This window comes from Bacillus sp. FSL W8-0519 (genome assembly GCF_038005585.1).
Lineage (GTDB): Bacteria > Bacillota > Bacilli > Bacillales > Bacillaceae_G > Bacillus_A > Bacillus_A paranthracis.
Window position 1 is genome coordinate 341342 of sequence record NZ_JBBOTL010000002.1, and the last position, 15282, is coordinate 356623.

Sequence of the window (15282 nt, forward strand, 5' to 3'; positions counted from 1 at the left end):
AAGTGAACAAGCTTTTACACTTTTCTTCCAATTTCACCTTTTACTTTTCTTAATATTTTCTTTTCAACTAAAAAATTGACTGAATAATTTTTTATCAGAGGTTTGAAATAGATTAAGTAACTAGAGGTACCATGTCAAAAAAGCTTGTAATTTGGATAACATCCAAATTACAAGCTTTTTATTTTTTATTTAATTACTGCCACCAAATCCAAGCCCAAAGGTAATTTCTTATATTTCGAGGAGTAATGCGAATGAAGCGTTCACCGTCAAAGAAGCAATTTAAATTTGGAAGTGTTTCATCTGGATTTTCTGGAACAAAGGTGACGATGTTCTCGTTACTTGTAACGGTTACTGTAATTGGTGGATCGGTAGGCGAGACTTGAAGTTGTAACGAAATATTGGCCGTATTTTTAAACTCATTATTAACAGGTGGACTTATTACTTGTACTGTGAATAACACGATAATTGTTTCGTTTGGCTCTAAATTAGTGGCAACTAGGAAACCGATATTCGGATTCGCTAGTGGAGAGCGTTCACCGTTAATAAAGACAGTGCCGTTTATAAATTGTAAACCTGCTGGAATAGTATCTTGTAACGAAATATTTGAGAGTGAAATTTTGGAAGTATTTGTAATGCGTACCGTGTAATCAAAATATTGATTTAAATAAGCTGAGCTGACGGAAGCATTTTTCGTGACTGTTGTAGTTATAAATTGAACTGGTATACGAACAATATTTGAATTAACAATGAAAGTAATAATTGGATCCTGTGGTGTCAATTGAAAAGCAGCGGTAACTGTTGCAGAATTTATAATTGTACTGTTTGAAGGAATAGAAGTTACGAGGACTTGAAATGTTATAGTTGCTACTGTACCTGCAGATAAAGAACCAATATTAATACCAGTGTCTGGACGAACATTTGGAACCGAAGTACCGTTAATAGTTACGCTGTTTTCTATAAATGTTGTACCAGCTGGAATGCTGTCTATAACAGAAGTACTGATTGTCGGAATTGGGGAGTGATTAAATACCGCTAATGTGAATGTAATGATATCTCCTATAACGACAATAGATTTGTCAGCTGTTTTTTCAATGTCAACCATCGGATCAACGACTGTCGTTGTAACGGTATTTGTTTGCTTTGTAACTGTATTTATTTGCTTTGTAATCGTAATAGGTGGTTGGATTGGACCGACAATAGGTGTATAGGAAATAGTAGCATCGTTATTGATTGTAGATTGAAGAGTAGAAGAAGATATTGTCACTTGGAATGTAATAATAACAGATTCGTTTGGAGCAAGGTTGCCTAGCGTAATACCATTTTCAGGATTCGCATTAGGTTGATTGATTCCGTTAATCGTAACACTACCAATAACGAATGTCGTATCTACTGGTGCCGTGTCTACTAGAAGAAGATCTTCAATAGTGATATTACCACTATTAGTAATCGTAATGGTGTACGTTAAAGTTTGACCAGGTAAGGCACTCGTGAAATCAACAGCTTTTATCGCAATGACATTATCATTTTGGACGGTTGTTGTGACTGTATTTGTTGTCGTCGTATTTGTAACAGGTACGTTATTTGGGTTGACTTTATAGTTAAAAGTAGTGATTGCTTGGTTGGTGAGTTCGTTTTGTATTGGAATAGAAGTCACAGTTACTTGGAATGAAGTAATAGCGTCTCCACCAACAATTATAGTACCAATTGGTATGCCACTTACTGGATTAACTCCCGGAAGAGTTTCTCCGTTTACAATAACGCTATTTTCTATAAATGTGGTACCTTGAGGAATTATATCTTGAATGACTACATCATTTGCTGCAACATTACCAGTTTGATTGAGTGTAATCGTATACGTTAACGTATCACCGACAGTTGCAAATGCAAGGTCAACAGCTTTATTGCTATTTAAAGTCGCGTGATTAATTTCTGTTACGGCAGCTGATGAAATAATAGTTTCGGTAATAGGTGGTCGACCTGGTAACGTGTATTGGTATTCAATTGTACTCGTGTTAGAGATTGGATTTGTTTGCGGAATCGAAGTAACCCGTACTTGGAATAGAATAGTTGCTGTTGTATTAGGCGGAATGTTCTCGATTTGTATCCCGTTAAGTGGATTGTCATTTGGACGAGCGTTGCCATTCACAATAACACTGTTCTCTATAAAGTTCGTATTTGCTGGGATGATATCTGTCACGATAATGTTTTCTACTTGTATATTCCCATTGTTTGTGATGGAAATTGTGTAAGGGATAATCGTTTGTAAGTCAGCGTATTGGATAGGCGTTGTTTTTGTTGCGACTACAGTAGCAGTAATAACTTCAGTGAAGGTAATATTACTAGTCGATATTTGTTCTTCTCCATTTATCGTATAACGAGAAGTTGATTGATTTTGAACATGGCCGCTAGCTGGAAGCGCTATGACGGTAACAGAAAATGTGACTGGGATAGAAATGTTAGGAGCAATCGTTCCTACAAGTATACCGGTACTTGGATTGGCGTTAAGCTGCGGAATGTTATTTACTAAAACGCTACCGTCAATAAAGGTAGTTCCACCAGGAATATTGTCTGTAAATACAACAGCAGTGGCATCTGTATTCCCTGTATTCGTTAAAGTTGTTGTATAAGTTAAAATGTCACCAATTGTTACAGAAGTCAAATCAACAGTTTTAAGTGAAACGATATCAGCATCATTAATTTGAACGAAAGTAGTGTTGGAATTAGTCGATTTTTGAATTGGTGCAAAATCAGGGTTGAAAATAAAGTCGTAGACGATGTTTGCAGTATTAGGTGTTGGGTTTACAGCAGGTAAATTCGTAACGGAAACTTGGAACGTTATTGTAGTCGCTTGACTTGACGCAATATTAGGAATAGAAAAACCGATATTTGGATCTGCTGCAGGAAGTACCGTGTTGTTAACTATTACACTTCCTGGAATAAAGACTGTTCCATCTTCTATCGTATCTGTAAAAAAGATGGAGTTAGTTGTAGTGGATCCGTTATTTTGAATGAGTACTGTATATTCAATAGTTTCATCAATATTAGCTACTATTGTATTAGCAGATTTTGTAGCGATAAGAATAGCATCAATAAATTGTATATTTGTAGTATTGGAAGATGTCGTTTCTGAAATTGGTGGTAAGCTTGGGTCCGGCTGATACTCATAGTGGATGACGGCGATATTATTAATGTTATTTTGAGGAGGTATAGAGACTACATTTACTTGGAATGTAACGATAATTGTATTGTTTGGAAGGATAATATTAAGGGTGATTCCGGTACTTGGATTCTCGTTAGGTCTTGGTATACCATCTACAAGAATGCTATTTGGAATGAATGTGGTGCCAGCAGAAATTGCGTCAATTAGGAGAGTATTTGTAATAGGTACTGTACCAGCGTTTGTAACTGCGACTGTATATGTGATGATTTGACCTATGCGTGTAATAGATCTGTTAGCAGATTTAAGTGAACTAACATTTGCTGTACGGACTTCAGTAGTTACGGCATTTGATAACGATCTACGCTGAATAATTGGAGAACTAGGCTCAATTTGGTATTCATACGAAGTGTCTGAAATGTTAATGACTGTATTGCCAGGAGGTATACTTGTAAGTTGTACTTGGAATGAAATAGTGACTGTTTCATCTGGTTGTATCGTGCCAAGAGTTATTCCATTTTCAGGGTTCGCACCAAGCTGAATGACATTATTTATTGATAAGCTATCTTCAATGAATATAGTACCTTCTGGAATATTGTCAATGAACAATGTATTGTTAGCCGGAACAGTTCCTATATTTTGTAGTGTATTTGTGTAGGTAATATTTTGCCCGATGGATACGAAAGTAACATCTGCCTGCTTAACAGAAATAATATTTGCATTTTGAAGTGATGTTGTAACGATATTAGAAGTTGCAGAGCGATTTACTGGGGGAGCTGTAGGAATGCTTACATATTGGTACGTTGCTGAAGATTGATTTACAATTTCGGTTTCAGTAGGTGGATTGTTTGTTTGTACTTGAAATAGTATTGTTTTGGAACTATTTGATGGGATCGTTCCAATTGATATTCCGTTTTCTGGATTTGTATCAGGCTGAAGTACACCGTTAATTGTGACACTGTCGGGAACGAATGTAGTCCCAGCTGGAATCGAATCTGTAAAAATAATATTTATTGCGTCAACATTGCCGATATTTTTCACTTCAGAAATATAAAGTATCGTTCCACCAATATCTACAGTTGTTGGATTGGATGTTTTTGTAATTGTTAATTGTGCTTGCACGAAATTTGTAATGACGATATTACTAGTAGATGTTTCCGTAATAGGCGGTTGCCCTGGATCTGGTTGAATTGTATATGTTGTATTGGATTGATTTGTAATCGATTGTTGCGAGAATGGATCGTTAATAAGAATTTGGAACGAAATAAGGTGAGTAGCGTTTGCTGCTAGGTTAGGCAAAGTAACACCTGCATTTGGATTTGCACCAAGTATAGCTGTTCCGTTAAGTGTAAAACTATTGTCTACGAATGTAGTCCCTTCTGGAAGAGTATCTGAAAATATAAGATTTGAAGCAGGAATATTTCCGGTATTCTCTAGCGTTATCGTATAAGTCAAAATATCACCTGTTGTTGCTTGTTGTGCATTGACTGCTTTTAATGAAAGAACATTCGCATCCGAAATTTGTGTGACTGCTGGATTAGACGTTATTGTTCGAGAGATGATAGGAGCGTTTGGATCGGCGATAAAAGTATAGGCAATACGGGCTATATTAGAAATTGGATTCACGCTTGGAATGGATTGAACGATCACTTGGAATGTTATGGTGATAATGTCTGAAGGCGCTATGGAGTTTAATGGTATCCCTACGTTTGGATCGGCACCTGGAATTGAGACACTATCAATGGTCACACTATTCGGAATAAATGCAGTTCCTTCTGGGACCAAATCTGTTAAAGTAACTGTATTTGCAGTTGTATTCCCGTTATTTTGAACGACTACAGTGTAAGTGATTGTACCGTTAGTAGATTGTACGAGAGAATCTGTATTTTTAATTACAGACAGCGATGCATCAACGACAGCTGTACTAACCGTATTAGATGAGGAGGTTGCTGTAACTGGAGGTTGACTCGGATCGACAATATACGTGTAACTTGTAAGTGCTTGATTTATAATTGCTCCTTGCGATGGAATAGAGCTTGCAAGAAATTGGAACGTAATAGTAGCAGAATCACCTGGTGCGATAATACCAACTGGAATACCAAGAGTTGGACTTGCATCTGGAAGTGAAATCCCGTTAAGCGTGACACTATTTGGAACAAATAATGCTCCTTCAGGAACTCCGTTAATGAGTAATACAGAGTTTGCAGGGAAGTTTCCAGTATTCGTTAATGTTGCTGTATACGTAATGATATCTAAGGTAGATACGATTGTTCGATTTGCTTCTAAAATAGTTGTAACAGTCGCGTTATTAATTTGTGTTGAAGCGCTATTAGAATTTATTGTGCCGGTAACAGGAGGAGCCGCCGGATCAACGATGAATGCATATTGAATAGATGCAACGTTTGTAATTGGATTTGAAGGTGGAGTAGATGTAACTATGACTTGGAAAGTAACAGTTAAGGAACTACCCGCGCTAACCGTCCCGATAGTAACTCCACTATTTGGATTTGCACCTGGAATGGTATTTCCATTTACAGTAAAACTATTTTCAACAAAGGTCGTTCCTGCTGGAATGAGGTCTGAGAAATTTACATTCGTAGCATTTGTATTGCCGCTATTTTGAATTAAAACGGTATAAGTGATCGTGTCGCCAATATTTGCAAAGGCTGTACTAGCAGTTTTTACAGCTGAAAGTATTGCTGAATGAATAGAAGTAACGAAGACGTTCGTTTCCACGTTGCCAGGCTGAGCCTGTAATGCATTGCCTACGTTATATTGGAAGTTCACAAATGCTAAGTTTTGGAGTTCAGGAGTGAATGTTGTCGGATTGCTTACAATTTGAACTTGGAATATGATTGTTACAGTTTGATCTGGATTGACTGTATTTATGCCAATACCGCTGGTGATAGAAGCGGATGGTAATGAAGTACCGTCAACAACAACTGATCCTGTAACAAATTGTGTCCATGAAGGTAAAGGGTCTGAGAAAACAACGTTGTTAGCTGGAATATTTCCTGTATTCGTAATCGTAGTTGTATACGTAATCGTATCACCAATCGTTGCAAAAGCATTATCTCCGATTTTAATCGTGTTTAAAATTGCACTTTCGATTTTTGTTGAAACAGTAGTAGAAGTAATGTTTTTTGAAACTGGTGGATTAGTCGGATTAACGATATGTTGAAAGTTAACGCTAGCTTGATTGGTAATTGGATTTATAGGCGGGATTTCATCTGCGATAATATTAAATGCCACAATGACAGATTGGTTTGGCGCGATATCACCAATTGGAACCCCTGTAACGATATCTGCAGTTGGGATGCTAGTTCCGTTAAGTGTAAAACTATTCGGTTCAAATGAAGTTCCATCTGGAATAAGATCGGTAAAAATAACATTTGTTGCACTAACATTTCCGCTATTTGTAATTGTAACGGAGTAGACAATATCTTGCCCAATGTCAACCGTAGATACATTTGAATTTTTTTGTGCAGTAAGGATAGCGCTATTAATTTGTGTGGTTGTTGTATTAGATTGATTAGAAGTTGTAATAGATGGTTGGCTAGGATCAACGACATAATGATATGTGATAGAAGCATAATTAGAAATAGGATTAAGTGTAGGAAGTGTGGTAACAGTTGCTTGGAATGTGACGATTGCTGCATTACCGCCGTTAATGGCACCAATATTTACACCAGTAGATAAATCAGCGTTTGGAATGGTTTGCCCATTAACTGTGAAACTATTTGGAACGAAACTTAAATTACTATCAAGAATATCGATAATAGTTACATCAGTTGCAGCCGTATTCCCGGTATTAGGGAGGTTAAGTGTAAATGTTATTGTATTACCAATATCCGCGAAAGTAAGATCTGCTGTTTTTGTGCTAATAATAGTTGCGTTGTTTATTTGAAGAAGCGTTGTGTTGGAAGTAGCTGCACTCGATACTGGAGGGTTAACAGGATCAACAATAAACTCATATGTCGTTGCTGCTGTATTCGGTGCTGGATTAATAGGTGGAATGCTGTTCACCGTAACTTGAAAGACGATACTATATATTTCATTTGGTGGAAGTGTTGCAAGTAATACGCCTGTATTTGGATTCGCATTCGGTTGTAAAACGCCATCGACCGTTAATGTGTTAGGAACAAATGTGAGTCCACTTGGTAATGTATCTGTGAATACAATATTAGTTGCATCGGTATTGCCTACATTGGTAATAGAAGTAGTATAAAAAGCAGTTTGCCCGATATCTGCAAAGGATACACTTTCATTTTTCGTCATAGACAATATTGCTTCGTTAATTTGGGTTGAAACAGGATTACTAATTGAAGTTTCTGCATCAGGTGGTGAGACTAATTGATACGATGTTGATGAGAAATTTACAATTGGGTTTTGGTTTGGTAATGATGTTACAGTAACTTGGAACGAAACTGTTACTGTAGTCCCGGCTGTTATTGTCCCAATATTCACACCGTTCGATGGATCCGCCCCACTTTGAGGAACTCCATTAATAGAAAATGTGTTTGCAATAAATGTAGTGACGCTTGGCACGGTATCTGTAAATATAACATTTTGTGCGGATGAGTTTCCATTGTTTGTTAAAACGACAGTATAAGTGAGTGTGTCTCCAATATGACTAAAGGATTTATCGACTTGTTTTAATGAAAGAATGTTAGCTGTATTAATCGTAGTAAACACTGTGTTTGAAGTAGCGTTTCTTGAAACAATAGGTGCATTGGGATCAGCGATAAATGTGTAAGAAGCAGTAGCGGAATTGGCAATAGGATTTTGAACAGGGGTAGAAGTAGCGGTCACTTGAAATGCTATAGATATTGAGCTGTTAGGAGCAATTAATCCAATTGTAATACCTGTATTAGGGTTGAGCCCGATTTGTGTGATGCCATCTATTGTAACGCTATCAGTTATAAACGTCGTACCATCTGGTATGAGGTCAGTGAAAGTAATATTCGTAGCGTTTGTATTACCGCTATTCGTTAAAATTGTCGTATAGGTAATGGTATCACCTAGTGTTACAAGTGTTTGATCTACAGATTTCACCATCGTTATCATAGCATCTAGTACCGGGTTTGTAACGATATTTGTTGAAATAGAAGTTGTAATAGGAGTTCCGTTTGGATCGACAGTATAAGAATATAAAATTGTGTCATTACCCATAATCGAATTTGAAGGGGGAACAGAAATAACATTTACTTGGAAAGTACCAGTTACTGTTTCACCCGGTGCGATATTTGGTATAGTTACTCCCAGTGCTGGTTGTGCACCAGACTGCTGAACGCCATTTATCGTGAATGAATTTGGTATAAAGGTAATGCTAGCTGGAATAGCGCTTGTGAAAGTAATATTCGTAGCGGCTGTATTTCCTGTATTTGTAATAGTAGTTGTATACGTAATCGTATCTCCAACTGAAACGATAGATTTATCAGCACTTTTTTGGGTTGTTAAAATTGCACTATTAATAGTTGTCGAAACAGCATTAGATACATTCATTTGTGATACGGAAGGTTGGCTAGGGTCGACCACATATGAAAATTGTACAGAACTAGAATTAGAAATTGGATTTATACTTGGAATATTTGTAACAAGTACGTTGAGAGTAATCACAGCCGTTCCGTTTGGATTTATATTTCCAATCTGAATCCCGTTAGCTGGATTTCCGATCTGCTGTGTACCAGAATCGTTTGTAAGAGTGCCAGATATGAATGCCGTTCCATCAGGTAAAGTATCCGTGAAAATTATATTTTGTGAAGTGACATTTCCAGGGTTGCTTAATGTAATTGTATAAGAAATTGTATCGCCAATCGTTGCGAAAGTTTTATCTACAGATTTGATTGCCACAATTTCCCCAGAATTTATTTGTGTCGAAACAGAATTAGATGTCGTATTTCGTGAAACAAGTGGTAAATTAGGTCCTGTCATAAATTGATAATCAATAGAAGCACCGTTTACAACTGGTGAGTTTGGTCCTCCAGGTCCGATTGTAAAAATAGGATTTGGGATGCTAACTACTTGCACGCGGAAGGTAATGTTTGTAAAATCTCCTGCAATAATATCCCCAATTGGTACCCCATTCGCTGGATTTACCCCAGGTAATAAAACCCCGCCTACTCGAACGCTATCCGCTATAAACACTGTATTATTTGGAATCGGATCTGTAAAAATGATATTCGTAGCAGTTGTGTTTCCTATATTCTCCAATAAAACAGTATACGTTAAAAATGAATTTCCAGGTGCTACGTCAGAAAATAGTCGATCCACACTTTTCGTTGCTTGAATAATCGCTTCGTTAATTTGAACTAAAGTTGGATTACTTGTAGCTGTTTCTGTCACCGGCGGCTGGGTAGGATCAACAATGATCGAGTATGTCGTGCTAGACTGGTTCAAAGTTGAATTTGTAACTGGTATTGAGCCAACGATAGCTTGAAAGCTAATGGTTGTCGTTCCTCCAACTGGAATTGAGTCTAAAGAAATCCCGCTATCTGGTCTAAATCCAAGTTGTGGGATGGTATTAATTTGTACGCTATCAGGAACGAATGAAAGTTCAGGTGGTAATATATCGATAAAAACAGGTGTGTTTGCGGTAGTATTTCCGCTATTGGTGAGGGTAGTTGTATACGTAATTGTATCTCCAACAGCAGCAAATGCACTGCTTGCAGTTTTTGTTACGATAACGGAAGCAGTATTTACTTGTGTAAAAGTTTTATTAGATTGAACTGTTCGTGAAACTGGCGGTTCATTTATACCTACAATAAAGCTATATTGAAGCGATGATTGGTTTGGGATTGGATTCGGATTTGGGAGTGATGTAATGTTTACTTGAAAACTGAGTGTAGCAGATGCATTTGAATTCAAGTTGCCAATATTGATACCATTTTGTGGATTTGCATTTGGGACGGTTACACCATTTATTTTAAAGCTATTTGGGACAAAGGTAGTACCATTTGGAATGGAATCTGTAAACACAATGTTGTTCGCAGTAGTATTTCCTGTGTTTGTAATAGATGAAGTGAATGTAATCGTATCACCAATTGTAGCGAAAGTTGTACTCGCATTTTTATTTAAAACTAAAGTAGCATCAATAATTGGAGTAACCGTCGTATTCGTAATTGTGCTATCAACAGCAGGTGATTGGTTTGGGTTCACGGTATACTCATAATTTACAAGAGCATTATTTGTTAATGTGCCACTAGGTGGTATCGCTAAAATTTGTGCTTGAAAAGTAATGAATACAGTATCTCCTGGGGGAATATCTGCTAAGTGAATACCAAGTGATGGATCTAAACCCGGCTGCGGAATATTATTGATAGTTACAGAGTTTTGGACAAATGAAGCGCCTGCGCCGAGTCCATCTGTTAAAACTGTAGCACTAGCAGGAATATTTCCTGTATTCGTAACGGCAATCGTATAAGTAACGATATCCCCAATTGCAGCTGTCGGTGTATTTACTGACTTCGTAGCGACGATTGTAGCGTTATTAATTTGAGTTGTTATTACGTTACTTAACGCATTAGCGGATGCTGGAGGTAAGTTAGGATCTATGACATATTGGTACGCTGTATTGCTTTGGTTCGGGATTGGATTTGGACTAGGAATGGAATTTACTATTACTTGAAATGAGATTGTTGCACTTGTATTAGGGTTTATTGGATCAATTGCAATCCCACTTGCTGGGTTTGTATTAGGAAGTGTATTGCCATTTACTGTTACACTATTAGGAATAAATGATGTTCCGTTTGGAATTACATCTGTAAAAATTACATTTGATGCAAGTGTGTTCCCGTTATTCGTTAAAGTAGTTGTATACGTAATAATATCATTTACGTTAGCAAAGTGTTTATCTGCCGATTTTACAGCGGCAATCGTAGCGTTATTAATAGTTGTCTGTACGGTGTTAGAGGCCACCATCTGCGTTACAACTGATTTGGATGCGTCGTATGTGTATTGGAATGTAGTGCTCGATTGATTCGTAATCGGATTTGGACTAGGAATAGTTGGTACAGAAACTTGAAATGCAACAGTACGTGATGAATTCGCTCCTATCGTCCCAATTAAAATGCCATTAGCAGGGTTTGCATTAGCTATAGGGACACCGTTAATCATTACAGTGTTAGGAAGGAAGATGGTACCAGCTGGAATGATATCTGTAAACGTTACATTAGAGGCAGGGATATTGCCGTTATTCGTTAAAATCGTTGCATAAGTTATGACATCGCCAACATCAGCGAAATTTGTACTTGTTAGTTTCGTAGCAACAATATTAGCGGTGTTAATTTGTGTTGTTACTATATTACTAGTAGCATTTCTTACAACAGCAGGTAAATTTGAATCTGCGATAAAGCTATATTGAAGTGCAGCACTGTTTTGCACTGGATTTGGTGAAGGTATGCCATTCGTAGTAATTTGGAAGACAATAGTTGTAATTCCGCCTGCTGGAATTGTACCAACTTGAAGGCCGACACTTGGATCTGCACCTAGTTGTAAAGCATCGCCTATAAAAATACTATTTGGTACGAGAGTTGTGCCAGGAGGGAGTATATCAGTAACGACTACATTATTTGCTGGAGTATTTCCAGTGTTAGCTAAAGCAATGGTATATGTGATTGGTTGCCCAACATCAGCAATAGTTACATCTACCTGTTTGACAATAACTACATTTGCTAAGTTGATTTGTGTACTTACAGTATTACTCAAAGATGTTTCTATAGTTGGTGGATCGCCCGGATTTAGAATAAAGCTATACTGTGTACTAGATGAATTTAATGTTGGGTTTTGTGCTGGTAAAGAGGTGACGGTTACTTGATAAGAGACATTAAGTGAGCCATTAGCAGCAATGGAAGGTAGTGGAACACCTATATTTGGATCTGCGTTATTTTGAAGTACACCATTAATAAGAAAAGTATTTGGAATAAAGGTAGTACCGTCTGGATTCGTATCTACGAAAGTAGGGCTATCAGCAGAAACACTTCCTGCATTCGTCAAAGTAACAGTATAAGTTAATATATCCCCTACGGTAGCGAACGCTCGATCCACTGTTTTGGCTGAAATGACATTTGCATCGTTTACTTGAGTAAATGTAGTGGTTGAAGTAGTGTTCTTACTTACAGGTGAAGTGTTTGGATCAACGATAAAGTTATAGGAGATGGAAGCGCTATTTGAAATAGGGTTTGGATTTGGAATGCTAGTTATTACTACTTGGAATGAAGCTGTAATTGTAGTATTAGCATTGATGCTACCAATATTGATGCTAGCTGGTGTAACGCCTGGCTGAGTAACACTGTTAACTATAACGCTGTTTGGGACAAAAGCGGTTCCATTCGCAATTGAATCAGATAGTAATACATTGTTCGCTGCAACATTTCCATCGTTAGTAAGGGCAAAGGTGTAAGTTAATACATCACCAACTTCCGCAAACGTTTTATCTACAGATTTATTAGCATGGAGATTTGCTAGTCTAATTGTTGATGTAACAGAATTAGAATTTGCTGTTTTTGAAGTCGGTGGCAAACTTGCATTTACAGTATATAGATAAGAAGCGAAGGCGTTATTAATGATAGGATTTTGGGTCGTAATATTGATGACTGTTACTTGAAAGGATAAGGTGAAAGTAGCTCCTCCGGGTATTGTACCAATAGGTACGGAAACGAGAGAATCTACATTTTGTAAAACACCGTTGAGTGTTACCGAACCTGGTGTTAATATCGTTCCATTTGGAAGTGAATCTGTTAGCTGTACGTTAGTTGCAGCTGTATTTCCACTGTTTGTAATAAGGATTGTATAACTTATCGTTTCGCCAATTGTGGCAAATTGTTTGTTAGTTGATTTTGTTAATGTTACATTCGCATTATTAATTTGAGTGGAAACGAGATTAGAAGAAATGTTTTTTGTAACTGGTGATTGGCTAGGGTTGACGGTATATTGATAAGAAGCGCTTGATCCATTAGATACGACGTTTGACGCGGGTATTGTATTTACTACTACTTGAAATGAAACATTTTTTGTTGTACCAGTTGGGATGGATCCAATGTTCACACCGTTAGCGGGATTTGCGCCCACTTGTGTCGTGCCATCAATTGTTAAACTGTTTATAACAAAAGTTGTTCCAGTAGGAATGACATCTGTAAAAATAACATTGTTCGCATTCGTATTACCTGTACCTGTAAAGGAAACGGTGTACGTTAGTGTATCACCAATATCTGCAAAATTTTTATCTACTGCTTTCGTCATTGTTACAGTAGCATTATTCACTTGAGTGGAGACAATATTCGTCGTATCAGTCCCGCTTACTGCCGGTTGATTTGGCACAGGAATGTATTGATAAGTTGTTGTACCACTATTTAATATTGGATTTGTTTGCGGGATAGAAGGAACGAATACTTGAAATGAAACCGTAGTCGTAGAATTAGCAGCAATAGATCCAATTGATATACCAGTAGCGGGATTTGCGCCAGCTTGGATAACTCCGTTCACAGTTACGCTCCCTGGAATGAAAGTAGTCCCGCTAGGAATCAGGTCCGTATATATAACATTTGTTGCAGCGATATTTCCTATATTAGCTAAGGCAATACTGTAAGTTAGCGTTTCACCAATATCGGTAAAAAGTTTATTAACTGATTTTGTGCCATTAATATCTGCGAGGTTAACTTGTGTTCCAGCAGAGTTGCTTGTTGCAAGACCGTTAAAGGTCGTTCCACCGGCGATTGGTGTATATTGAAATGTAATATTAGCAGTGTTAGAAATCGGATTTGGATTTGGCAGAGAAACGACAGTCGCTTGGAAAGTTACTGTACGAGAAGCACCATTATTAATTGTTCCAAGAGATATACCAGCGGCAGGATTTGCATTTGTTTGTGGTATGTTATCTACCGTTACAGTGCCAGGTATAAAGGAAGTCCCATTAGGGAGAATGTCTGTCAAAATAACGTTATTGGCGGGAAGAAGTCCGGTATTAGGGATAGTAACTGTATAAGTGAGAATGTCTCCAATTGTAGCTACACTTTTATTCACGCTTTTCGTTGCTTGTATATTAGGTGAGTTTATATTAATTTGTAAGCCGACTGTATTTAACATGTATGCATCTCCGTTAGTTGTTAAACGGATTGCGGCAGATACTTGAGAATTTGTTAAATAGGGAGAAATATCAATGGAAGTAATGTCCCAGCCTTGTCTTCCTGCAGAGATGTTTGTACCTGAAGAAGCACTTTGATTTCGCGTTCCAAATGTCCCTGTTGTATCTAAGTTTCCTGCAGCATTATTAATTTGGGAACCGAAGAAATTATTTATGGCATTATTTGGTCCGGATAAAGCGTTTAATGAACTGAAATTTGGTCCGAATAGAGCCTGATCCCCAATTAAATCAGCATCCCCTTCGGTAGAACTCAAAAATAATCGTCCGCTTACAGGTCCCCCTGAAGGTGTTAAAAATCCTGAAACAGCTACATCTGCACTACCGGTATCAGCAGAAACACGGTTACCCGCTACATAAATGGTTAAGTTTCTTGCTGGCAATGTCCCATTTTGATAAGCGACAATGAGCGTCCATCCAGAAGAATTGATAGCCCCATTAGAAGCATCTAAAGGATCAACAAGTCCAGGGACAGAGCCAGTTGTATAAGAGCCAGATCCAGCAGCTTGAACGAGAGATGTTACATCTGCAGATCGTGTATAGAATCCAAATGTGACAGATCCAGAAACGAAAGTTTGATTTGAAGCTGTAACAGCCGAAGGGTTAATTGAGTATGTTGAAACAGGTGTTGTAAAAGAAACAGGGTTTCCTAATACACTCGTAATGTTTTGATCACGAGATAAATAGTTTCCACCCCAAACGAGTTCTGCGTAAAGAATCGTACTACCAGCAGGGATATTTAATACAGCGGTAGAACTATTTTGTGTATAGTTTAACGTTGTACCAGCAGGAAAAGTAGGTACTTGTAAAGCGGTATTCGTAGTTACGAATGCACCAATTGCCCCGATTGTACCAGCACGGTTTTGGTTACTAATTTTACTTAAACCTAGTGTGTTCCCTGTAATCGCAAGTGCCCCGTTAGTAGTGGTAGAAAATCGATTCGTAATGGGCATTTTTTCACCTCATTTGCATATAGTTTTGGTCAAAA

At 37.6% G+C, this 15282-nt stretch carries 1 protein-coding gene; it reads right to left on the reverse strand.

Annotation, left to right across the window (positions count from 1 at the left end):
* Positions 1 to 193: 193 nt before the first annotated feature.
* The gene (locus NST14_RS29730; RefSeq protein WP_341119490.1) at positions 194 to 15247 is read right to left on the reverse strand and encodes a DUF7507 domain-containing protein; all 15054 of its coding nucleotides are present in this window, start codon (positions 15245 to 15247) and stop codon (positions 194 to 196) included.
* Between the last annotated feature and the right edge of the window lie 35 nt (positions 15248 to 15282).

Coding starts and splice junctions, on each gene's coding strand:
- NST14_RS29730 (WP_341119490.1), bottom strand. CDS start 15,247: ATGCCCATTACGAATCGATTTTCTACCACTACTAACGGGGCACTTGCG.